This is a genomic window from Lentzea sp. NPDC042327, assembly GCF_040647275.1.
GTDB lineage: Bacteria > Actinomycetota > Actinomycetes > Mycobacteriales > Pseudonocardiaceae > Lentzea.
In genome coordinates this window covers 493,307-514,771 of sequence record NZ_JBEZBX010000002.1, presented here as the reverse complement: position 1 = coordinate 514,771, position 21,465 = coordinate 493,307, and the positions used below count along the sequence as shown (strand labels likewise).

24 protein-coding genes are annotated in these 21,465 nt (G+C 70.3%); 3 read left to right on the top strand and 21 right to left on the bottom strand.

From position 1 onward, the window contains the following. Positions 1-92: 92 nt before the first annotated feature. The 6 genes from AB0A63_RS06330 to AB0A63_RS06305 form a co-directional block, all read right to left on the bottom strand. On the bottom strand, positions 93-554 hold the full coding sequence (locus AB0A63_RS06330; RefSeq protein ID WP_360385940.1) for a hypothetical protein: 462 nt from the start codon (positions 552-554) through the stop codon (positions 93-95). Continuing rightward, positions 548-1,753 (bottom strand): DUF58 domain-containing protein, encoded by a 1,206-nt coding sequence (locus AB0A63_RS06325; protein ID WP_360385938.1) that lies wholly within the window; start codon positions 1,751-1,753, stop codon positions 548-550. The genes AB0A63_RS06330 and AB0A63_RS06325 overlap by 7 nt, the downstream gene beginning before the upstream one ends. Then, positions 1,750-2,691: a MoxR family ATPase gene (locus AB0A63_RS06320; protein ID WP_360385936.1), complete on the bottom strand. Its 942-nt coding sequence runs from the start codon at positions 2,689-2,691 to the stop codon at positions 1,750-1,752. The genes AB0A63_RS06325 and AB0A63_RS06320 overlap by 4 nt, the downstream gene beginning before the upstream one ends. A 109-nt stretch (positions 2,692-2,800) precedes the next feature. Further along, on the bottom strand, positions 2,801-3,151 hold the full coding sequence (locus tag AB0A63_RS06315) for a hypothetical protein (protein WP_360385934.1): 351 nt from the start codon (positions 3,149-3,151) through the stop codon (positions 2,801-2,803). After that, positions 3,148-3,753, bottom strand: coding sequence for a hypothetical protein (locus AB0A63_RS06310; RefSeq protein WP_360385932.1), 606 nt, complete (start codon positions 3,751-3,753; stop codon positions 3,148-3,150). The genes AB0A63_RS06315 and AB0A63_RS06310 overlap by 4 nt, the downstream gene beginning before the upstream one ends. 103 nt (positions 3,754-3,856) lie before the next feature. After that, positions 3,857-4,564 (bottom strand): uracil-DNA glycosylase, encoded by a 708-nt coding sequence (locus AB0A63_RS06305; protein ID WP_360386676.1) that lies wholly within the window; start codon positions 4,562-4,564, stop codon positions 3,857-3,859. Between AB0A63_RS06305 and AB0A63_RS06300 the strand changes: the two genes are divergently transcribed. Next, positions 4,520-5,977, top strand: coding sequence for a peptidase S10 (locus AB0A63_RS06300; protein ID WP_360385930.1), 1,458 nt, complete (start codon positions 4,520-4,522; stop codon positions 5,975-5,977). The two genes, AB0A63_RS06305 and AB0A63_RS06300, sit on opposite strands and share 45 nt — an antisense overlap. Beyond that, the gene (locus AB0A63_RS06295; protein ID WP_360385928.1) at positions 5,974-6,402 is read left to right on the top strand and encodes a GNAT family N-acetyltransferase; all 429 of its coding nucleotides are present in this window, start codon (positions 5,974-5,976) and stop codon (positions 6,400-6,402) included. Before AB0A63_RS06300 ends, AB0A63_RS06295 begins: the two co-directional genes overlap by 4 nt. A 99-nt stretch (positions 6,403-6,501) precedes the next feature. Here AB0A63_RS06295 and AB0A63_RS06290 read toward each other — a convergent pair whose 3' ends face one another. The 14 genes from AB0A63_RS06290 to AB0A63_RS06225 all read right to left on the bottom strand — a co-directional run bounded on the left by AB0A63_RS06290 (position 6,502) and on the right by AB0A63_RS06225 (position 19,979). Continuing rightward, positions 6,502-7,497, bottom strand: coding sequence for a dipeptide ABC transporter ATP-binding protein (locus AB0A63_RS06290; RefSeq protein WP_360385926.1), 996 nt, complete (start codon positions 7,495-7,497; stop codon positions 6,502-6,504). Further along, positions 7,490-8,476: an ABC transporter ATP-binding protein gene (locus AB0A63_RS06285; protein WP_360385924.1), complete on the bottom strand. Its 987-nt coding sequence runs from the start codon at positions 8,474-8,476 to the stop codon at positions 7,490-7,492. Before AB0A63_RS06285 ends, AB0A63_RS06290 begins: the two co-directional genes overlap by 8 nt. 10 nt (positions 8,477-8,486) lie before the next feature. Continuing rightward, positions 8,487-9,461, bottom strand: a complete 975-nt coding sequence (locus AB0A63_RS06280) for an ABC transporter permease (protein WP_360385922.1) — start codon at positions 9,459-9,461, stop codon at positions 8,487-8,489. Beyond that, positions 9,454-10,383 carry an ABC transporter permease gene (locus AB0A63_RS06275; protein WP_360385920.1) on the bottom strand — a complete coding sequence of 310 codons (930 nt, stop codon included), beginning with the start codon at positions 10,381-10,383 and terminating at the stop codon, positions 9,454-9,456. Before AB0A63_RS06275 ends, AB0A63_RS06280 begins: the two co-directional genes overlap by 8 nt. A gap of 122 nt (positions 10,384-10,505) precedes the next feature. After that, positions 10,506-12,125 carry an ABC transporter substrate-binding protein gene (locus AB0A63_RS06270; protein WP_360385918.1) on the bottom strand — a complete coding sequence of 540 codons (1,620 nt, stop codon included), beginning with the start codon at positions 12,123-12,125 and terminating at the stop codon, positions 10,506-10,508. A gap of 170 nt (positions 12,126-12,295) precedes the next feature. Next, positions 12,296-13,243, bottom strand: coding sequence for a Ppx/GppA phosphatase family protein (locus tag AB0A63_RS06265; RefSeq protein WP_360385916.1), 948 nt, complete (start codon positions 13,241-13,243; stop codon positions 12,296-12,298). Between the two features lie 3 nt (positions 13,244-13,246). Next, entirely contained in the window at positions 13,247-13,798 is a 552-nt protein-coding gene (locus AB0A63_RS06260) for a GNAT family N-acetyltransferase (protein WP_360385914.1), read from the bottom strand. 49 nt (positions 13,799-13,847) lie between these two features. Then, on the bottom strand, positions 13,848-14,405 hold the full coding sequence (locus AB0A63_RS06255) for a GNAT family protein (protein WP_360385912.1): 558 nt from the start codon (positions 14,403-14,405) through the stop codon (positions 13,848-13,850). A gap of 40 nt (positions 14,406-14,445) precedes the next feature. Further along, positions 14,446-14,868: an Imm10 family immunity protein gene (locus AB0A63_RS06250; RefSeq protein ID WP_360385910.1), complete on the bottom strand. Its 423-nt coding sequence runs from the start codon at positions 14,866-14,868 to the stop codon at positions 14,446-14,448. A gap of 4 nt (positions 14,869-14,872) precedes the next feature. Next, positions 14,873-16,195: a lytic murein transglycosylase gene (locus AB0A63_RS06245; protein ID WP_360386673.1), complete on the bottom strand. Its 1,323-nt coding sequence runs from the start codon at positions 16,193-16,195 to the stop codon at positions 14,873-14,875. 152 nt (positions 16,196-16,347) lie between these two features. Further along, positions 16,348-16,809 carry a DUF501 domain-containing protein gene (locus AB0A63_RS06240; protein WP_360385908.1) on the bottom strand — a complete coding sequence of 154 codons (462 nt, stop codon included), beginning with the start codon at positions 16,807-16,809 and terminating at the stop codon, positions 16,348-16,350. 17 nt (positions 16,810-16,826) lie between these two features. Further along, positions 16,827-17,321 carry a septum formation initiator family protein gene (locus AB0A63_RS06235; protein WP_360385906.1) on the bottom strand — a complete coding sequence of 165 codons (495 nt, stop codon included), beginning with the start codon at positions 17,319-17,321 and terminating at the stop codon, positions 16,827-16,829. A 3-nt stretch (positions 17,322-17,324) separates the two neighbouring features. Continuing rightward, positions 17,325-18,611, bottom strand: coding sequence for a phosphopyruvate hydratase (gene eno, locus AB0A63_RS06230; RefSeq protein WP_360385904.1), 1,287 nt, complete (start codon positions 18,609-18,611; stop codon positions 17,325-17,327). A gap of 147 nt (positions 18,612-18,758) precedes the next feature. Beyond that, positions 18,759-19,979 (bottom strand): cytochrome P450, encoded by a 1,221-nt coding sequence (locus AB0A63_RS06225; protein WP_360385902.1) that lies wholly within the window; start codon positions 19,977-19,979, stop codon positions 18,759-18,761. Between the two features lie 16 nt (positions 19,980-19,995). Between AB0A63_RS06225 and AB0A63_RS06220 the strand changes: the two genes are divergently transcribed. Beyond that, entirely contained in the window at positions 19,996-20,697 is a 702-nt protein-coding gene (locus tag AB0A63_RS06220; protein WP_360385900.1) for an alpha/beta hydrolase, read from the top strand. Here AB0A63_RS06220 and AB0A63_RS06215 read toward each other — a convergent pair. Next, the gene (locus tag AB0A63_RS06215; protein WP_360385898.1) at positions 20,682-21,422 is read right to left on the bottom strand and encodes an SDR family oxidoreductase; all 741 of its coding nucleotides are present in this window, start codon (positions 21,420-21,422) and stop codon (positions 20,682-20,684) included. The two genes, AB0A63_RS06220 and AB0A63_RS06215, sit on opposite strands and share 16 nt — an antisense overlap. Between the last annotated feature and the right edge of the window lie 43 nt (positions 21,423-21,465).

Below are 21,465 nucleotides of genomic sequence, written 5' to 3'. Positions count from 1 at the left end.
TTGTGACTACCGTCGCCGGGTGACGCCGGACACCCTCGGCACTGACCTGCGCCGGGAGCCCGGTTCGACCGGTTCTCGCTGAGAGGAACGGTTCAGATCCTCAGTGCGACGACCCCGATGAGCACCGTGAGAGAGCCCAGGCCGAGCAGTTCCACGAGCCCGGTCCGAGTCCCTGATGGGATGAACGCGGTGAACGCCGCAACAACGAATGTGATCGTCTGGACAATGGCGAACCGGCGTGCCGGTGCTTTCAGCGCGGCGGGTTCCACATTCGTTTTCACCGGAACGACCGCCGCGAGCGCGGACGTCACGTGAACGAGGTGCAACAACGGGATCATCACCAGCACCCCGAGCCGCAGCGGGTGCCCGTCCCCGAACGCCATCGTGACCGCCGCGTACCCGATGAGCAACGCCGGTCCCGCGCTCGCCGGCAGGAACACCGACAACGCGGTCAGCCCCGCGACGACGACCAGCGGCACGATCGAGTCCGCTTCGGCGTCGAGGACCAGGGCCACCGGGAGCGCGGCCAGGACGAGCGCGAGCCGCATCAGCATCCGCTCGTCACCCTCACGCCGTGCCGCGCCATCCGCCGCAGCCGCACCCGGTGCTCCGCGGCGATCAGCTCCGCCGCCACCTCGCCCCACGGGGTCTCGCGGTCGGGTTCCAGCGGCGAGGGCAGCGTGTCGACCGCCAGCACCAGGTGACCGCGTTTCGCCGTCTGCACGGCCAGGTCGGCGATGTCGTCGTCGATGAACGGCGACAGCAGCACGACCACGCAGCCGTGCGGGAGAGCGCGCAGCACGGGTTTGGCCGACCACCCCGCGGCCTGCGCGCACACGACGAGCTGCGTGCGGATGCGCATCAGGTGGCGGCGCCCGACGCCGGAGCGGACGTTGAGCTGCGGCCGGCCCAGGTCCACCAGCGCCACCCGGTCGCCCTGCCGCAGGTACCCGGCGGCCATCGACGCGGCGCCGCGCACCGAGCGGTCCAGGCTGCCGTCCGGGCGGGTGGTGGCGCCGTGGCGGACCGACGCCCACTCGCCGACCTCGGCGCCGAGGTCGGTCCTGGTGTCCACCGCCAGCACGACCTCCGCGTCGGCCTCCGCGTGCCGTTCGCGGACGTGCAGCGCGCCGGTGCGGGTGGTGACCCGCCAGTCGATCCGCCGCAGCCGGTCGCCGGGCTGGAACGCGCGGATGTCGCGCAGCTCGGTCGAGTCGCCGGGGCGTGGTGAGCGGTGGACGCCGACCAGGCCGGCCGGGTGGTGCTCGACCGGCGGCAGGATCGTGCGGACGTGCTCGACGCCGACGACCGGGCCGTGGACGTGCAGGCCGTCCGGTCCGGCGAAGAGGTGGTCGAGCCGCAGGTCGACGCCGGGTCCCCAGGCGTCGCGGCGGACCTCGACGGGCAGGTCGGGCACCTCGGCGGGCAGCGCGACGACCTTGCCGGGCAGCTTCACGACGGCGATCTCGGCGTCGGCGCCCTCGACGTGGGCGACGGTGTGCACGAGCCCTGCGCCCGCACCGCGCGGGACGGGCCGGACCTCCACCGTCGGCGTGCCCTTCGGCCTGGTCGTGAGCAGCACCGACAGCACGAGCGGGGTGCCGAACAGGACGAGCTCCACCTCGTGCAGGAACAGTCCGGCCAGCACCAGCCCGAGGCCCAGCCACACCGCCCGCGCATAGGCGTCGGTGGGGTGCCAGTGCGCGCCGTGGGAGGCGGCGAACGCCTTGCGAACCCGGTCGGCCCTGCTCATGCGCTCGGTGGTCCCGGCACCCTGCCGAGCAGCTCGGTCACGACCTGCACGCCGCTCACGCCGGAGGTCCACGTCTCCGGCTTCAGCACGAGCCGGTGCGCGAGGACCGCGACGGCGCACTCCTTCACGTCCTCTGGCAGCACGTAGCCGCGTCCGTCCAGGGTGGCCAGTGCGCGGGCGACGAGCACGAGCCCCTGCGCGCCCCGCGGGGAGGCGCCGACCTCGACCGACGGGTGCTGCCGCGTCGCGCGGGCCAGGTCGACGCAGTACCGCAGCACGTCTTCGTCCACAGTGGACAGTTCGAGCTCCCGCTGCAGCTCGGCGAGCCGGCCGGGCGCCAGCACCGGCGGCACCTCGGCGTCCTCGCGCTGCCGGGCGATGCGCCTGCGCAGGACCTCGACCTCCTCGTCGACCGGCGGGTAGCCGATGTCGAGCCGCACCAGGAACCGGTCGAGCTGCGCCTCCGGCAGCGGGTAGGTGCCCTCGTACTCCACCGGGTTGGAGGTGGCCAGCACGTGGAACGGCGCCGGCAGCGCGAACGTGCGGCCCTCGACCGTGACCTGCCGCTCCTGCATGGCCTCCAGCAGCGCCGACTGCGTCTTGGGCGGCGTGCGGTTGATCTCGTCGGCCAGCAGCAGCCCGGTGAACACCGGCCCCTCGCGGAACTCGAACTCGCGCGTGCCGGGGTCGTAGAGGAACGACCCGGTGACGTCGGCGGGCAGCAGGTCGGGCGTGCACTGCAGGCGCCGGAAGTCGAGGCTGAGCGCCTGCGCGAGCGACCGGGCGATCAGCGTCTTGCCCAGCCCCGGCACGTCCTCCAGCAGCACGTGGCCACCGGCCAGCACCGCCGCGAGCGCGAGCCGCACCGTGCGCCCCCGCCCGACCACGACCCGGCCGATCTCGTCGAGAACGGCCTCGGCCTCCAGCTCGATCGTCACTCGCCCCTCCCGGGTGGTTCGTCCGCCGCGGTCCCGGTGCTCCGCACGCGCCGCAGCGCCGGCAGGGCCTCGGGCAGCCACACGCCGTGCGTGCCGGTCTCCCGGACCCTCACTCGACCCTCCTGAGCCGTTCCGCGAGGTCCGCGGGGTCCGGCATGCGGTCGGCGTCGACGCCGAGCCGCCGCAACCGCGCGCGGAACCGCTCGTCGAACCGGGTCTGATCCCCCGCGGCCTCCTCCAGCCTGCTCGCGAGCGTGCTGGCGTGGGCGGTGCTGATCGAGCCCGGCACCTGCGGTCCCGCGCTCCACAGCACGTCGGTGGCCCTGGGCAGCCGGGTGACCAGCACGGCGAACGCGGCGGGCGGCACGGCGAGCGCGGTCGCCCAGAGCGGCGTGGCGCCCAGCCACCACAGCACGCCGCCGATGACGACCCCGGCGCCCAGTGCGAGAACGGTCCTCACGCGAGCTCCCTGATGATGCGGTCCAGCTCGTCCCTGGCGGCGCGCGCCTGCTGGGCGGTGACGTCCTCGTGCCCGAACCGCGCGCGTTGGTAGAGACCTCTGAGCACGTCGGCGTCGACGCCCAGGCCCCCGGTGAACTCGGTCGACGTCTGGTGCGGCTCGCGCGTACGTGTTCCTTCGAGCGCCAGCCAGGCAGCGATGACGGCGTCCCGCGGCGGCCGGTTCGGGTGCTCCGTGAACTCCTGCAACGCCTTCTCGGCCCGCCGGACGAGCGCCTGCTCCGGCGGCAGCGCGGTGTCCCCCACCTCTACCCCGCGGGTGCCCCCGCGCCGGCGCCACGGCGGCAGCTCGACCGCGAGCACGAGGCCGACCAGTCCGAACAGGACGAGCACCAGCAGCACGAACAGGAACACCGTGAACGGCACCGCCACCACGTCCGGCAGCTCACCGGGCACCTGCAGGTCCACCGGCAGCGAGTTGTCGGCGGGCCGCGGCGGCGAGGAGCCGGTGCGCGGCACGAACCGCACCGGCGACGCCCCGCTCGCCGCGGCGGCCACGACCAGCAGCGCCGCGACGGCCACACCGGCCCGCCACCACCTCATGCGCGCCAGCGTCGCACGCCCGCGCGCGTTTCCCCACCGGTTCGCAGGATCGAGCCGGTCGGTCCCGGTGCGGGAACACCGCGCGGCGCCGCCGCACGTCCAGTCAGCTCAGCCCCGCGTGCTCCTTGGCCCGCAGCAGCAGCCCTTGCAGCATCTCCTGCGTCAACCGCCCGGTGTAGGTGTTGTGCGGCGACACGTGGTAGCACCCGAACACGCGCACCCCACCGGCCTCCACCTCCACCCCGTGCCCGAACTTCACCGGCGGGCCACCCACCAACGGCAGGAACGCCTTCCACCCGAACCCGCCCAGCACCACGACGGAACGCAGGTTCGGCAGCAGCGCCATCTCCTCCCGCAGGTACGGCAGGCACCGGTCGCGTTCCTCCGTCGTCGGCTTGTTCTCCGGCGGCGCGCACCGCACCGGGGAGGCCATCCGCAGGCCGTGGAGCTCCAGGCCGTCGTCACGGGAGGTGCTGGTGGGCTGGGAGGCGAAGCCCACCTCGTACAGCGCGCGGAACAGGAAGTCGCCGGACGCGTCGCCGGTGAACATGCGGCCCGTGCGGTTGCCGCCGTGGGCCGCGGGGGCCAGGCCGACGATGAGGACGGAGGCGTCCATCGGGCCGAAGCCGGGGACCGGGCGGCCCCAGTAGACCTGGTCGCGGAAGGCGGCGCGTTTGGTGCGCGCGGCGGTTTCGCGCCAGGCGACCAGGCGCGGGCACGCTCGACAGGACGTTATTCGATCGTCGAGTTCCGTAGTGTTGCTCCCATGTCCGAGGAGAAGACCGAAGAGAAGCCAGTATCTCCTGCCGATGATCTGGTCACCACCCAGCACAGCACCACCGTCAAGGGCCGGGAGCTGAACTACACCGCCACCACCGGGCGTGTCGTGCTCAGGGAGGAGGTGCTCAAGGACGGCGTCTTCGAGGGTCACAAGCCGAAGGCGGAGGTGTTCCTGACCGCCTACACGCTGGACGGCGCCGACCCGTTGAAGCGGCCGGTCACGTTCGCGTTCAACGGTGGTCCCGGCAGTGCCAGCGTGTGGCTGCACATGGGTCTCCTCGGACCGCGCCGGGTGCTGTCGGGCGACGTCGGCAACCTCACGCCGCCGCCGTACGGCATCGCGGACAACGAGGAGACGTTGCTCGCCGAGAGCGACCTGGTGTTCATCGACCCGGTGTCGACGGGCTACTCGCGGGCCGCCGAGGGGCAGAAGCCGGGCGACTACCACGGCTACCAGCCCGACATCGACTCCATCGCGGAGATCATCCGGCTGTGGACCGCGCGCAACGGGCGGTGGATGTCGCCGAAGTTCCTGTGCGGCGAGTCGTACGGCACGTTGCGGGCGGCAGGGCTGGCCGAGCACCTGCAGAAGAAGCACGGCATGTACCTCAACGGGCTCATGCTGATCTCGTCGGTGCTGGACTTCGCGACGCTGCAGTTCAACGAGGGCCACGACCTGGCCTACGCGCTCTACCTGCCGACGTACGCGGCCATCGCGCACTACCACGGCCTGCACGGCGACCGGCCGCTCAAGGAGGTGCTCGCCGAGGCCGAGGAGTTCGCCTCGCGCGACTACCCGTACGCGCTGGCCCGCGGCAACCGCCTGCCCGACCACGAGCGCGCGGCGGCGATCAGCAGGATCGCGCACCTCACCGGCCTGTCCGAGGAGTACGTGGACGCGGTCGACCTGCGCATCGAGCACATCCGGTTCTTCACCGAGCTGCTGCGCAAGGACCGCAAGACCGTCGGCCGCATCGACGCCAGGTTCACCGGGTGGGACAAGGACTACGGCCGCGAGGAGATCTCCGCGGACCCGTCCATCGACGCCATCCTCGGCCCGTACGCGGCGGTGCTCAACCACTACCTGCACGCCGAGCTGGGCTACTCCAGCGACCTGCCCTACGAGGTGCTCTCGCGGGTCATCGAGCAGTGGTCCTACAAGGAGTTCGAGGGCCGGCACGTCACCACGGCGGGCAAGCTCTCGGCCGCGATGCGCTCGAACCCGCACCTGAAGGTGCACGTGGCGTTCGGCTGGTACGACGGCGCCACGCCGTACTTCGCCGCCGAGCACCTGATCGCGCACCTGCAGATCCCGAAGGAGCTCACCGCGAACATCGAGTCGGCCTACTACCCGGCCGGCCACATGATGTACGTCCACGAGCCCAGCCGCATCCAGCAGTCGGAGGACCTGGCCGCGTTCGTCCGGAACTCGTCGAACACGTGATCCTGGACCTGACCGACGACACCGTCCTGCGCGAGCTGTGGACGGTGCAACGGCTGGCGTACGCCGTCGAGGCCGAGCTGATCGGCTTCGACGGCATCCCGCCGCTGCACGAGTCGCTCGACGAGCTGCGCGCGTGCGGTGAGACGTTCCTCGGGCTGTACGACGGAGAAGGTCTCGCGGGCGCGGTGTCCTACGTGCTCGACGGGTCCACCGTGGACATCCACCGGCTGGTCGTGCACCCGCGGGCGCACCGCCGTGGCATCGCGACGAAGCTGCTCGACGCGTTGCCGGAGGGGCCGCAGTCGGTCAGCACCGGCACCCTCAACGAGCCCGCCCTGCGCCTGTACCGCGGCCGCGGTTTCGTCGAAACCGGCACGCACGACGTCGCCCCCGGCGTGTCGATCACCCACCTCGCCCGGCCCTGAAGCGCACGCGGGGAGCCCCCGTACCCCGAGAACGCACGCGGGGAGCCCCCGTACCCCAGAAGAGTACGAAAGCTCCCCGCGTGCACCTGGGAACGACGGTCAGACGACCGCGCGCTCCTCGGCGAAGTGGCAGGCCGACGGGTGGTTCGCGACCCGCGTGACGAGCTCGGGCACCTCGGTGGCGCAGATGTCCTGCGCCTTCCAGCACCGCGTGCGGAACCGGCAGCCCGACGGCGGGTCGATCGGCGACGGCACGTCACCGGTCAACCGGATGACGTCGCGCCGGCCGCGCTGGGTCGGGTCCGGCACCGGCACCGCGGACAGCAGCGCCTGCGTGTACGGGTGCGTCGGGTGCTCGTAGATCTGCTCCTCGGTGCCGATCTCCACGATCTTGCCGAGGTACATCACCGCGACGCGGTCCGACAGGTGCCGCACGACGGACAGGTCGTGCGCGATGAACACGTACGACAGGCCCATCTCCTGCTGGAGGTCGCCCAGCAGGTTCATGACCTGCGCCTGGATCGACACGTCGAGCGCGGACACCGGCTCGTCGCACACGATCACCTTGGGCTTCAGCGCCAGTGCCCGCGCGATGCCGATGCGCTGGCGCTGGCCGCCGGAGAACTGGTGCGGGTACCGGTTGATGTGCTCCGGGTTGAGGCCCACGATCTCCAGGAGCTCCTGGACCTTCCGCTGCCGGTCGCCCTTGGGCGCGACCTCGGTGTGGATCTCGTAGGGCTCACCGACGATGTCGCCGACCGTCATGCGCGGGTTCAGCGACGTGTACGGGTCCTGCAGCACGATCTGGATGTCGCGGCGCAGCTTGCGCAGCTCCGCGCCCTTCATGCCGAAGATGTCGCGGCCCTCGAAGCGCGCGATGCCCGACGTCGGCGGTTCCAGGCGCATCAGCACCTGGGCCAGCGTGGACTTGCCGCAGCCGGACTCGCCCACGACGCCCAGGGTCTCGCCCTTGCCGAGCGAGAACGAGACGCCGTCGACGGCCTTGACGTGGCCCACGGTGCGCTTGAACAGCACGCCGACGCGGACCGGGAAGTGCTTGACGAGGTTCTCCACCTCGAGGATCGGCTCAGCCACGAGCGACGACCTCCTCCGCGATGTGGCACCGGCTGGTGCGGCCCATGCCGAGGTTGTGCACGGCGGGGACCTCGGTGACGCACCGGTCGAACGCGCGCGGGCAGCGCGGGTTGAACGGGCAGCCGGGCGGGATGTTGGTCAGCGACGGTGGCAGACCCTTGATCGTCTTCAGCTCCTGGCCGCGCAGGTCCACGCGGGGCAGGGACTCGAGCAGCGACTCGGTGTACGGGTGCCCCGGCGCGCGGAACAGCTCGTAGACGTCGGCGTGCTCGACGATGCGGCCCGCGTACATGACCGAGATCCGGTCCGCGACGTCGGCGACGACGCCGAGGTCGTGGGTGATCAGGATCATGCCCATGTCGCGTTCCTTCTGGATCTCCGCGAGCAGGTCCATGATCTGGGCCTGCACCGTGACGTCCAGTGCGGTCGTGGGCTCGTCCGCGATCAGCAGCTCCGGGTCGAGCGCGAGCGACATCGCGATCATCGCGCGCTGCCGCATGCCGCCGGAGAACTGGTGCGGGTAGTCGTTGACCCGTCCCTTGGCGTTCGGGATCTTGACCTGGTCGAGCAGCTCGACGGCGCGCTTGCGGGCGTCCGCCTTGGACATGCCGCGGCGGACCTTGAGCTGCTCCTCGATCTGGAACCCGACGGTGAAGACCGGGTTCAGCGCGGAGAGGGCGTCCTGGAAGATCATGGCGATGCCCTCGCCGCGGACCTGCCTGCGGTCCTCCGCCGACTTGGTCAGCAGGTCCTCGCCGCGGAACTTGATGGTGCCGTTGGTGATGAACGCCGGCGGCATGTCCAGGATGCCCATGATGGTCTGGGCGGTCACGGACTTGCCGGAACCGGACTCCCCCAGCACGGCCAGGGTCTCGCCGGCGGAGACGTGGTAGGACACGCCGTTGAGCACCTTCGCGACACCGTCGCGGGTGCGGAATTCCACGTGGAGATCCTCGACCTCCAGCAGTGGCTGAGTCACGAGATCTCCCCTATCGGGACTTGGGGTCGAGTGCGTCGCGCACGGCGTCGCCGAGCATGACGAAGGCCAGGACGGTGATCGTCACGAAGCCCGCGGGGAACAGCAGCATGTGCGGTGCCGCCTGGAAGTAGTCGCGGGACTCCGAGATCATCACGCCCCACGACACGACCGGCGGGCGCAGGCCGATGCCGAGGAACGCGAGCGTCGCCTCGGCGCCGATGAAGGCACCCAGCGCGATCGTCGCGTACACGAGCACCGGCGCGACCGTGTTCGGCAGCAGGTGCCGGAACACGATGCGGATCGGCGAGGCGCCGAGACCGCGGGCCGCCTTGACGTAGTCCTGCTGCTTGGCCACGAGCGTCGCGGACCGCATGATGCGCATCGCGACCGGCCACGACAGCACCGCGATCGAGAGCACCACCTGCGTGACGATCTTGACCACACCGGGGTTCTCGGTCGGGGCGTTCAGCGTGGTCAGGATGACGATCGCGCCGAGCACGAACGGGATGCCGGCGAAGATGTCGGCGAACCGGGACAGCACGCTGTCGATCCAGGTCTTCGCGTACCCGGCGATGATGCCGACGGTCGAACCGATCAGCACGGTCAGCAGGGTCGCGAAGATGCCGACGAGCAGCGACGCGCGGGCGCCGTGCATGGCACGGGCGTAGACGTCGTAGCCCTGTAGGTCGTAGCCGAACCAGGCGTCACCCGACGGCGGCGCCAGCGACTTGTCGAGGTTCGCCGCGCGCGGGTCGACCGACGTGAACAGCGTCGGCCAGATCGCCATCAGCACGACGACCGCGATGATGACCAGCGAGATGATGAACGTGGGCTTGCGCCGCAGCTCGCCCCACGCGTCGCTCCAGAGCGAGCGGGGCTTGCGCTGCTTCTGCGACGAGTCGTCGACGTGGCTGAGCTGGTCGACACCGGCCGCCGCGGACGCCTCGAGTCCGGCTCCACCGGACACGGATCCTGGGTCACTCATAGCGAATCCTCGGGTCGAGAACGGCGTACAGGAGGTCGACGAGCAGGCTCATCAGCAGGTACACGAGCACCAGCAGGGTCACGATGCCCGTGACCATGACGCCTTCCTTCTCCTGGATGCCGCGGAAGATCAGGCCGCCGATGCCGTTGATGTTGAAGACGCCCTCGGTGACGATCGCGCCACCCATGAGGCTGCCGAGGTCGGTGCCGAGGAACGTGATCACCGGGATCAGCGAGTTGCGCAGCAGGTGGACGCCGACGACGCGGGACTGCGGCTGGCCCTTGGCGATCGCGGTGCGCACGTAGTCGGACCGGCGGTTCTCCACGATGCTGCTGCGGCTCAGGCGGGCGACGTAGGCCATCGAGAGGCTGCCGAGCACGAAGCCGGGCAGGATCAGCTCACCGAACGTCGGGTCGGAGCTGACCGAGGTGTCCATGAAGTCGAAGCCCTGCGGGCCGAGGTACAGGCGCAGCACGAAACCGGTGACGAACACCGGCAGCGAGATCAGGAACAGCGTCGAGATCAGGACCAGGTTGTCCAGGAAGCCGGACTTGCGCAGACCGGTGAGGACACCGGCGATGATGCCGATGACCGCCTCGATGATCAGCGCGATGATGCCCATCTTCAGCGTGATGGGCCACGAGGTGGCGATCTGCTCGCCGACGGACACGCCGTTGAAGGTGGTGCCGAAGTCACCGACGACCAGGTTGCCCAGGTACTTGAAGTACTGGACGACCAGCGGGTCGTTCAGGTTGAGCTTCTCGCTCATCTCGGCGACGTAGGACGGGTCGCACGGACGCTGGCCGCACTTGCCGGCGAACGGGTCCTGCGGAATCGCCCAGACGAGGGCGTAGATCAGGAAGGTGGTCCCCAGGAAGACCGGTATCAGCTGCAGCAGACGGCGCAGCACATAGCGACCCATGAGGTCGGCTCCTTGCGTGGTGGGGGGCGTCTGAGCCTGAACACCGCTCCGGCCCCGCGCCCGTGACGCTCAGTGGACGCGAGGCCGGATCGTGCTAGCTGCTCACAACGGGTGTTCGGCTGTCAGCCCTTGACGCGGAACGACGCGAGGTCGGCGTCACGCTTGAAGGTCAGCTTGGCGGCGAGCAGGTTCTTCGAACGACCGCCGATGCCCTTCTCGTTCCAGGTCGGGATGGACGGCATGTCCTTCGCGATCTGGTCCTCCGCCTGCTGGTACAGCTTGATCGCGGCGGCCTCGTCCGCGGTGCCGTCGGCCTGCTCCAGGAGCTTGTCGACCACCGGGCTCGAGTAGTTCGAGTCGTTGGACGAACCACCGGTGCGGTACAGCGGGTTGAGGAAGTTCTCGATCGACGGGTAGTCGGCCGACCAGTCGGAACGGCTCATGCCGGTCAGCTGCTTGCCGTCGACGATCTGGCGGAACGCACCGAAGTTGGTGGCACCGACGAACTCGCACTCCACGCCCAGCGCCTGCTTGATGCTGTTGCAGGCCGCCTCGAGCGGCTCCTTGCGGCCACCGTCCTGGTTGGACTGGATGGTCAGCTTGCCGGTGAAGCCGGACTCCTGCAGGAGCTGCTTCGCCTTCTCCGGGTTGTACGTGCAGTACTCGCCGCAGACGCCCTTGCGGTAGCCGTTGATGCCGGGCGAGACCCAGCCGTCGGACGGCGTGAAGGAGCCGGCGAGGACGGTCTTGGTGATCTGCTCGCGGTTGATGGCCATGGAGATGGCCTGGCGGAGCTTCACGTTGTCCTTGAACGCCGGGACGTAGTACGGCAGGGCGATCGCGCTCTGGCCCAGCAGGTTCGCGGTCAGGACCTGGTCACCGAGGTCCGCCTTGTACTTCTCGCCGACCTTGGCCGACGGGGGCAGGGCCTCCATGAAGTCCAGCTTGCCGGCCACCAGGTCCTGGTAGGCGGTCTCCTGGCTGGAGTAGATCTTGATGTCGAGGGTCTTGAAGTGGACCTTCTCGCCCTTGTAGTCGTCGAAGCGGTCGAGCTTGATGAGCGAGTTCGGCGTGCGCGAGACGAACTTCAGCGGGCCGTTGCCGATCGGCTTGGCCTCGAACGCCTTGGGGTCCGCGAAGAACGCGTCCGGCAGCGGCGAGAACGGCAGGTAGCCGACCATGGTGGTGAAGACCGAGGTCGGCGCGTTGAGCGTGACCTTGAACTCGTAGTCGCTGACGACCTCGAGGCCGGACATCTTGTCGGCGGTCGGCTTCGCGGCCTCGTCAGCCGGGTGCACGTCCTTGAAGCCCTGGATGACCGAGAAGAACGAGGCGGCCTGCTGCGCGTTGTTCGCGTTGGCCGACCAGTTCCAGCCGTCGACGAAGTTCTTCGCCTTGACCTCGGTCCCGTCGTGGAACTTCCAGCCCTGCTTGATCTTGACGGTGTAGACCTTGGCGTCGGTCGACTCGATCGACTCCGCCATGAGGTTGGTGGGCTTGCCGTCCTCCGGCGCGTAGTCCACGAGGCGCGCGAACAGGGCCTCGGTGACCTTGGAGCCACCGGCCTCGGTCGTGTTGGCCGGGAACAGCGTGCTCTTGGGCTCGGTGCCGTAGATGGACACCGTGCCTTCGGGGTTCTCCTTGCCCTCGGAGGTGGACGAACCGCCACCCCCGCCGCACGCGCTGAGCGTCATGGCCAGCGCGGCCGGCAGAGCCACCCACGCAACCCGTGATCGCGACATCAATCTCTCCCGCCTATTCCCGGCGGCGCCGCAAGTGGTGCGGGCGCACGCCTCCCCGGGAGGTCTCGTCCACCTCCCAAAACGTGAGAGGACGTTAACCGGGGTGTCCAGGAGTACGCGCACTGAAACCGGTCACAAACTCGTCACGATCGTCTCAAGTCGACCTTAATTCAGCGCTGGACCAGCGAAAACGCGATGCCGTCGAGGATGTCGTGCTCGCTGCAAACGAGCACGTCAGTTCCCGCGCGATTGTGCAGCTCCTCGGCAATCGCGCGCAGAACGATCGCTCCACCGCAGATGACGTCCACCCGGCCGGGATGCATGGGTCCCAACCCGGCCCGTTCATCATGCGTCATGGAGAGAACACTGTCAGTGATTTCACGAACATTGTCAAGTGTGATGCGGGAGAGGTGGATTTCGTCGCTGTTGTACACCGCCAACCCCTGGACCAGGGCGGACAACGTCGTGACCGTTCCGGCAACGCCGATCCACGTGCGCGTCTTCTCGACCGGAACTGTTTCGAAGGCCAATTGGACCTGCTCGCGCGCAAACGCTTCCGCCTTGTCGACCTCGCCCTTCTCGGGCGGGTCGGAGTGGAGGAACCGCTCGGTCAGCCGCACGCAACCGATGTCCATCGACCGCGCCGCCTCGACCTCCGCACCGCTGCCGAGGACGAACTCGGTGCTGCCACCACCCAGATCGGTGACGAGGAAGGGTCCCCCGTCCGGGTCTAGGTCGGCGACCGCGCCGAGGTAGGACAGCCGCGCCTCCTCGTCCCCGGAGATCACCTCCGCCGGCGCCCCGAGCACCTCCTCGGTCATGCCGAAGAAGTCGTGCCGGTTGCTCGCGTCCCGTGTGGCACTCGTGGCCACCATCCGCACGCGCTCCACGCCCTTGCGCTGCATCGTGCGCGCGTAGTCCAGCAGGGCGTCCTTCGTGCGCTTGATCGCGTCGGGGTGCAGCCGCCCCGTGGCGTCGACCCCCTGCCCGAGCCGGACGACCTGCATCTCGCGGTGCACGTCCCGCAGCCACACCGTGCCGTCGTCCCGCGTGGTCACGTCAGCGACCAGCAGCCGGATCGAGTTGGTCCCGCAGTCGACGGCGGCAACCCGCGCCATGGCTCACTCCTCGTTTCGGTGTTCTTCGGCAAGCATGGCGTAGACGAAGAGGTCACCCCACTCGCCCTTGAAGACCTCGTTCTGCCGGAAGTGCGCCTCCCTGCGCATCCCGAGCCGTTCCATCAACCGCCACGACGGCTCGTTGCGCGGGTCGCACTGCGCGATCACCCGGTGCAGCCGCACCTGCTCGAAGGCGAGGTGGAGCATCTGCTCGGCCGCCTCCCGCGCGTACCCCCTGCCCTGGAACTCGGGGTTGAAGATGTACCCCAGCTCCCCCTGCGCGTGCTCCCGGCTCAGCCACTTGATGTCGACCTCGCCGATGACCGTGCCGTCGAGCACGGCGGCGAGGGCGAGCGACTGGCCGTCCCCGGTGAGCTCGTCCATGGCCGACCACCTGAGCAGCTTCTCCGCGGTCTCGTCGCGGGTCAGTGCCTCGTCGTAGAGGTAGCGGGCGACCTCGGGGAGGCGGCGGTAGGCGTGGACGTCGTCGAGGTCCGCGGGGGTGAAGGGGCGCAGGAGGAGGCGGTCGGTCTTGATCGGGTAGTCAGGGCGCACGGTCACACCTTGCCAAGGAACACCGGCGGTGCCTCCTGGTTTTCCGGTGTCAGCGGCGTGCCCGCCACTCCTGTGCGAGCACCGCGTAGGTGTAGAGGTCGGCCCACTCCCCCTTGACCACCCTGTTCTGCCGGTAGTGGGCCTCCCTGCGCATCCCGAGCCGTTCCATCACCCGCCACGACGCCTCGTTGCCCGGGGCGGCCCTGGCGATGACCCGGTGCAGCCCGAGCTCCTCGAACCCGAACCGCAGCAACGCCCCCGCCGCCTCGCCCGCGAGTCCCCTGCCCTGGAACTCGGGGTTGAAGACGTACCCGATCTCGCCCTGCCGGTGCTCCTCGCTCAGCCACTTGAGGACGACGTCGCCGACCACCCGCCCCGCCTCCGGCCAGTGCACGGCGAGGGAGAGCCCCTGGCCGTCGCCGGTCAGCTCGGTCTGGGCGGCCTTCCTGGCGAGCAGCTCGGAGGTCCCGGCGCGGTCGGTCACCACGGTGAGGAGGTAGCGGTTGACCTCGGGATCGGTGCGGTAAGCCGCGTAGTCGTCGAGGTCCGCCGGGGTGAAGGGGCGCAGGAGGAGGCGGTCGGTCTTGATCGGGTAGTCAGGGCGCACGGTCACACCTTGCCAAGGAACACCGGTGGCGCCGCACGAATTACGGGGTGACGACGATGGCGGGCCGCTTGGCCTGCGCGCCCCAGTCGAGGACGTTGCACAGCTTCTCCGCGAGCACGTCCTGGTCCACGCCGCTCAGGTCGAGCTCGACGCGGGTCGCGATGTCGAGGGCTGCCGCATCCTCAGCGGTGAAGTCGAGCGTGAGCCGCGCGGTGCCGAACCCGACCGCGGTCAGGCACCCGTAGCAGGTGCGGCCGCGTTCGGTCACGACGCAGTAGGAGTCCAGGCCGACTTCGACGTCCTGCTCGTCCGGCTCGTCGTACGAGGACCGCTGGAACGAGAACGACCGGCGGAGTCCGCTCTCGTCGAGCCCCGTGAGCGCGACCTCGATCGCCTCTTCGTCTTCGTGGTCCTCGAAGTACCCGGCCTCGACCGCGCGCAGCGCGAGGGTGGAGTGGGACAACGGATCAGGTCGTCGTGCTCATGACCGGACCGCTCGCCCCCGTGGTCGGCACGACACTGCTGGCCGCTGCCGTCGTCGTCACCGCAGTGGTCGGCTCGACGGTCGTCGTCGGCTCCACCCGCGTGGTCGTCCCCTGCGACTGGCTCGACGACCCGGCCGGCGGGTTCGACGGTTCCTGGGCGGGCGGGTTCGAGGACGAGGGCGGGGTGGACGAGGAGGACGACGGCGGCGTCGAGGAGGACGGCGGGCACGACGGCGCGGACGAGGAGGACGGCGGCGTGGACGACGAGGGCGCGGAAGAAGAGGTCGTCGGCGGCGGCGTGCACGGGTTCGACGACGACGGCGGGGTCGACGGGTTCGAGGACGACGACGGCGGCGGGGTCGACGTGGTGGGGTTGCCCGGATTCCCGGAGTTGCCGGGGTCACCGGGGTTGCCCGGCGTCGGGTTCTGCACGTTGTTGCCGGTGTCGGGGAGCAGGGGCAGCGTGTCGACGTTGTCGGTGTACTGCTTGGCCCACTGCAGGACCGTGCGGACGTAGGAGTTCGAGTTGTTGTAGCGGAAGATCGCGGCCGAGCGGGCGGAGGGCTGGGACAGGTCGCCGCCGCCCGCGCAGAGGTAGCGGCCGGCGCCGAGGGCGGCGTCGTAGACGTTGTTCGGGTTGATGACGCCGTCGTCGTTGCCGTCGGCGCTGTAGCCCGCCCAGGTGCCGGGGATGAACTGCATGGGGCCGACGGCGCGGTCCCAGGTGGCGTCGCCGTCGAGGCGGCCCCCGTCGGTGTCGCGGATGGCGGCCATGCCGGGGGCGCCGTTGAGGACCGGGCCGAGGATCTTCGGGGTGGCGTCGCCGATGGCGTTGACGCGGCCGTTGTTGGCGTGGTTCGACTCGACCTTGCCGATGCCCGCGAGCAGGGCCCAGTCGAGGTTGCAGCCGGGGACCATGGTGGCCATCTTGTCCTCGGCGCGCAGGTACGCCTCCAGCACGACGCCGGGGATGCCGTGGTCGCCGGGGAAGTCCTCGATGACGCCGGGGTCGTTGTCGAGGTCGTCGAGGTCGCCGTCCTCCAGGTCGAGCAGCAGCGCGGCGCTGAGCTCGTCGGACAACGGCAGGCGGCCGGTCGCGCCCAGCTCGGACGGGTCGCGCCGCAGGGCGCCGAAGACGTCGGCAGGGCCCAGGGAGACGGCGATGTCGGTGTGCTTGGAGAGGTTGACCCAGTCGACCAGCCTGGTGCCCACGATCAGCGCCGGCGCGAGCATGGCAGCCAGTGCGGCCACGGCGAAGCCCTTGTGACGGGCTGACAGGGCCGCGGGACCGCGCAGTTTGGCCATTGCCACGAATACTCACCTCTCGTGCGTCATCGCGGCGCGCCGTCCGACAGTTACGGCGTGCGCCCCCTCGCTGCCCTGGTCCCAGCCTGCCTCACTCGCGAGCCCAGGTGTACCCAAGACGGAGTGAAGCGCCTGTTCGGTTCCGTTGACCGTTAACCGGCCGCGCAGTCACCGACCGGCCACAGGGCCTGCTCGCGCAGGACCGCCAGCGCCTCGTCGCCGAACGGGTTGACGCCGGGGCCCTTCGCCAGCGAGTGGGCCACGTGCACGTGCAGGCACTTGACCCTCGTGGGCATGCCGCCCGCGGTGACCTGGGTGCCCAGCGGTTCGAGGGCGTCCCGCTCCGCGAGGTACGACTCGTGCGCGCGCTGATAGGCGGCGGCGAGTTCGGGGTCCTCCGCGAGCCGGTCGGTCTGCTCCCTCATCAGCCCGTTGCCCTCCAGCGTGCTGACCAGGGAGTTCAGCTTCGGGCAGGTCAGGTAGAACATCGTCGGGAACGGCGTCCCGTCCGGCAGGCGCGGGTGCGTCTGCACGACGTTCGGGTGTCCCGAGGGGCACCGCGACGCGATCGCGCGGGTTCCGCGCGGCGTCCGGCCCAGCTGCTTCGCGACCACTTCCAGGTCAGCAGCAGTTACTTGTGCGTCACCGATTGCCAAAGTTCCTCGTACCAAGACTGGTTCGCCGACGGCTTGCCCGACGGACGCTCCGATTCAGTGTTGCGGTTCTCGTCGCCCGGCAGCTGCACGATGTACGGCGTCTCGCCCGGCCGCACCCAGTGCAGCCGCTTGCGCGCCTCGATCTCCACGAACGCCGGGTCGTTCAGCTGCGCCTTGCGGTGCTCCAGCGCGGCGACCTGGTCGCGCAGCTTGTCGGACTCCGCGTTCGCGTCGCGCAGCTCGTCGCGCTGGGACAGGTAGGTCCGCAGCGGGACCGCGATGCTCAACGCCAGTGCGCACAGCACCATCGCGAACATCGCGGCCCGCCGCGTGCCAGTCATCCCGAAGGCGCCGCCCGTGCCGTCGGAACGGCGGGCGGGGCCCTTCGGACGGGGTGGCTTGCGCGCGCGGGTGGGCCGCGCCTCCCGTTCGGCACGGGGGCGGCGTGGTCGGCGCGCGCGCTCAGCCATGCGTCAGCCCTCCGGCGTGTACCGGGGGAACGCCAGCTCGCCCGCGTACCGCGCGGCGTCGCCGAGGCTCTCCTCGATGCGCAGCAGCTGGTTGTACTTCGCGGTGCGCTCACCGCGGGCGGGGGCACCGGTCTTGATCTGGCCGGCACCGGTCGCGACGGCGAGGTCGGCGATGGTCGTGTCCTCGGTCTCGCCCGAGCGGTGCGACATCATCGACTTGTAGCCGTAGGAGGTGGCCAGCGAGACCGCGTCCAGCGTCTCGGACAGCGTGCCGATCTGGTTGACCTTCACCAGCAGCGCGTTGGCGGCGCGGCGGGAGATGCCCTCCTCCAGGCGCTCCGGGTTGGTGACGAACAGGTCGTCGCCGACGATCTGGACCTTCTCGCCCAGCTCGGCGGTCATCTGCACCCAGCCGTCCCAGTCGTCCTCGGACAGCGGGTCCTCGATGGAGACCATCGGGTAGTCGCGGACCAGCTCGGAGTAGTAGCCGATCATCTGCTCGGCGGAGCGCTTGTTCTTCTCGAACGTGTAGGCGCCGTCGGAGAAGAACTCCGTGGCGGCCACGTCGAGCGCGAGCGCGATGTCGCGGCCGGCGCGGTAGCCGGCCTTCTCGATGGCTTCGAGGATCAGGTCGAGCGCGTCGCGGTTGCTGCCGAGGCTGGGGGCGAAGCCGCCCTCGTCGCCCAGGCCGGTGGCGAGGCCCTTGCTCTTCAGCACGGACTTCAGCGCGTGGTAGACCTCGGCGCCCCAGCGCAGGCCCTCGCGGAACGTCTCCGCGCCGATCGGCGCGATCATGAACTCCTGGATGTCCACGTCGGTGTCGGCGTGCGAGCCACCGTTGAGGATGTTCAGCATCGGGACCGGCAGCACGTGCGCGTTCGGTCCGCCGATGTAGCGGAACAGCTCCAGGCCGGAGCTCGTCGCCGCCGCCTTCGCGACCGCGAGGGACACGCCCAGGATCGCGTTGGCGCCCAGGCGGCCCTTGTCCGGGGTGCCGTCCAGGTCGACGAGCTTCTGGTCCACGACGCGCTGCTCGACGGCCTCGATGCCGACCAGCTCGGGGCCGATCTCGTCGAGCACCGCGGTCACCGCACGCTCGACGCCCTTGCCCAGGTACCGCTTGGCGTCGCCGTCGCGCAGCTCCACCGCTTCGTGCTCACCGGTCGAGGCACCCGACGGAACGGCGGCGCGCTCCAGCGTGCCGTCGTCCAGCGCCACCTCGACCTCGACGGTGGGGTTGCCGCGCGAGTCCAGGATCTCGCGTGCTCCGACCTGCTCGATGACCGCCACTTGCGCTCCCTGTTTCTCCTGCGTCTCGTCTCGCGACGAGCCTACTTGGGCCAGGTGACCGACCGGGGCTCGACACCGTCAGATCACAGCGGGCCGCCGGAGCCGGTCTACTGAATCGTGCCAGACGCGCCCCGGTGCCGTACACGGCTACGACAGCGACACCGGCAGGTGCTTGACGCCGTTCTGGAAGTTCGACCGCAGCCGGACGACCTCGCCGTCGAGCCGCAGCCGGCCGGGCAGGTCCAGAACCGCCTCGAAGACCGCGCGCAGCTGGGTGCGGGCCAGCTGCGCGCCGAGGCAGAAGTGCGGGCCGTGGCCGAAGCTCAGGTGGTCGGCCTCGCGGCGGCCCACGTCGAACCGGCCGGGGTCGGTGAACACGCGCTCGTCCCGGTTGGCCGCCGAGAACCACACGACGACCTTGTCCCCCGCCCTGATCTCCACGCCCGACAGCGACGTGTCGCGGACGGCCGTGCGGCGGAAGTGCATCACCGGCGTCCACCACCGCAGCACCTCCTCGACCGCCGTGCCGAGCAGCGACCGGTCGGCGCGCAGCCGGTCGTACTGGCCGGGGTGCTCCAGCAGGGCGATCAGGCCGCCGGGGATGCCGTTGCGCAGGGTCTCGTTGCCCGCCACGGAGAACAGCCAGAACAGGTTCTCGAACTCCTCGATCGACAGGTCCTCGCGCATGAGGTTGCTGATCACGTCGTCCGACGGGTGCGCACGCTTGTGCTCGCCCAACGCGTGCGCGTAGGCGTAGAGGTCGGGCATGCCGTTGCGTGCGCGCGGGTCACGGCCGTCGTCGGGACGCAGCTCCAGCGCCGCCAGCGCCATGTCCGTCATCCCGGTCGTGTCGCTGGAGGACAGGGCGTACTCGGCGTCCTGGAAGCCGATCACGCGGTTGCTCCAGTCGTAGAGCAGCGCGCGGTCCTGGCGCGGGACGCCGAAGACGTCGGCGAGCGTCAGCAGCGGCAGGTCGGCGACGTCGGCGGCGAAGTCACCGGACGGCTCGGCGACGATGCGGCGGGCGTTCTCCCGGATCCCCTCCTCCAGCCGCGCGACCGCACGCGGGGTGAACGCCCCGGTCAGCATGCGCCGCAACCGCGAGTGCTCCGGCGGGTCCTGGTTGAGCATCATCCGCTGGACGTAGGCGAGGTCGTCCGGCCGCGGGTCGCGGATCTGCGTGGCGCCGCGGTGCGAGGAGAAGACGCCGGGCGAGCGCAGCACCGTCTTGACGTCGTCGTACCGGAACACCGCCCAGAAGTCGTCGATGCGCACCACGTTCTTTTCGCGCAGCCGGGTGAGTGCGTCGTGCGGGACACCGGAGGTATATGTGTCCGGGTCGAGGATCAGCTCGGCATCGGTACGCATAGAACAGGATTCTGACGTGCTCCATGTCGAACGTGGCGGGAACGGACCGCTGCTGGTGCTGCTGCACGGCCTCGGTGCCACCGGTGAGGTCTGGGAGCAGGTCGTCGCGGACTGGCACGGCAGCTGGCTCGTGCCGGATCTGCCCGGTCACGGCAGGAGCGCGCCCCTCGACCGGTACTCGTTCGGCTCTCTCGCGGCCGCCGTCGCGACCGTGATCCCTCGCGAGCCCGTCACGGTCATCGGCCACTCGCTGGGCGGTGTGGTCGGCCTGGCGCTGGCGAGCGGCTGGTTCGGGGTCGAGGTCACGACCGCGGTCGGCGTCGGGGTCAAGGTGCGGTGGACCGACGAGGAGCTGGCCAAGGCCGCCGCGCTCGCCGCCAAGCCCGCCAAGGTCTTCGGCACCGAGGCGGAGGCCGCCGACCGCGCCGCGAAGATGGCCGGCGTGCCGCTGCGGCACGGCGTGACCGAGGTGGACGGCGGCTGGGCGCCCGCGCTGGACATGCGCGCGTTCGGCGTCGGCCGCCCGGACATGGCCGGGCTGGTCATGGCCGCGCAGGCGCACGTGGTGCTGGCGGCGGGGGAGAACGACCCGATGAGCCCCCGGGAGCACCTGGAGGAGCTGGTGCCCGAGCCGGTGGTGTTCACCGGCGCGGGCCACAACGTGCACGTCGAGTCGCCCTCGTCCCTGTCCCCCGTGCTCGCTCAGCTCGCGAGGTAGCCGCCGTCGGCCGCGAGGACCACGCCGGTCACGAAGCTGGACCGGTCCGACGCGAGGAACAGCACGGTGTCGGCGATCTCCTCCGGCTCGCCGACGCGGCCCAGCGGCAGCTGCGCGCTGAACTCCTCGAACACCTCACCGGCCTGCACGACCGCGGCGTCGGTGCGGACCGGGCCGGGTGCCACCGAGTTGACGCGGACGCCGTGCCCGCCGAACTCGACGGCCCACGAGCGGGTGAACGCGTCCACCGCGGCCTTGGAGGCGCTGTACACGCTCGTGACCGCGTTGCCGGCAGCAGCGCCGATGGACGAGATGTTGATGATCGCGCCCTTCTTCTTCGCGACCATCGCCGGGGCGAGTGCGGCCGTGAGGAAGTAGGTGCCGCGCACGTTCACGTCGAACACCTGCTCGTAGGTCTCCACCGACTGCTCGGGGGTCGAGGAGAACGGGAAGATGCCCGCGTTGTTGACCAGAATGTCGACCTCGCCGACCTCCTGGGCGAGCTTGCGGACGTCGTCGAGGTCGCCGACGTCGGAGACGATGAAGTGCGCGGTGCCGCCGGCCTTCTCGACCAGCTCGACGGTCTCCTTGCCCAGCTCGGCGCGGCGACCGGTGAGGTAGACGGTGGCACCCGCCTCCGCGAGCCTGACCGCGATCGCGCGGCCGATGCCCGAGGTGGCTCCGGTGACGAGTGCCTTCTTGCCTGCGAGTTCCTTGGTTGACATGTCCACAAATTTGGCGCAGCCGGATGGTCGAGCCGTGAATTTC

Bases quoted from the DNA above. Each gene is read 5' to 3' on its own strand.
- AB0A63_RS06330 (WP_360385940.1), bottom strand. From the start codon at position 554: ATGCTGATGCGGCTCGCGCTCGTCCTGGCCGCGCTCCCGGTGGCCCTG.
- AB0A63_RS06325 (WP_360385938.1), bottom strand. From the start codon at position 1,753: ATGAGCAGGGCCGACCGGGTTCGCAAGGCGTTCGCCGCCTCCCACGGC.
- AB0A63_RS06310 (WP_360385932.1), bottom strand. From the start codon at position 3,753: ATGAGGTGGTGGCGGGCCGGTGTGGCCGTCGCGGCGCTGCTGGTCGTG.
- AB0A63_RS06300 (WP_360385930.1), top strand. From the start codon at position 4,520: ATGTCCGAGGAGAAGACCGAAGAGAAGCCAGTATCTCCTGCCGATGAT.
- AB0A63_RS06280 (WP_360385922.1), bottom strand. From the start codon at position 9,461: ATGAGTGACCCAGGATCCGTGTCCGGTGGAGCCGGACTCGAGGCGTCC.
- AB0A63_RS06275 (WP_360385920.1), bottom strand. From the start codon at position 10,383: ATGGGTCGCTATGTGCTGCGCCGTCTGCTGCAGCTGATACCGGTCTTC.
- AB0A63_RS06270 (WP_360385918.1), bottom strand. From the start codon at position 12,125: ATGTCGCGATCACGGGTTGCGTGGGTGGCTCTGCCGGCCGCGCTGGCC.
- AB0A63_RS06265 (WP_360385916.1), bottom strand. From the start codon at position 13,243: ATGGCGCGGGTTGCCGCCGTCGACTGCGGGACCAACTCGATCCGGCTG.
- AB0A63_RS06245 (WP_360386673.1), bottom strand. From the start codon at position 16,195: ATGGCCAAACTGCGCGGTCCCGCGGCCCTGTCAGCCCGTCACAAGGGC.
- AB0A63_RS06235 (WP_360385906.1), bottom strand. From the start codon at position 17,321: ATGGCTGAGCGCGCGCGCCGACCACGCCGCCCCCGTGCCGAACGGGAG.
- AB0A63_RS06225 (WP_360385902.1), bottom strand. From the start codon at position 19,979: ATGCGTACCGATGCCGAGCTGATCCTCGACCCGGACACATATACCTCC.
- AB0A63_RS06215 (WP_360385898.1), bottom strand. From the start codon at position 21,422: ATGTCAACCAAGGAACTCGCAGGCAAGAAGGCACTCGTCACCGGAGCC.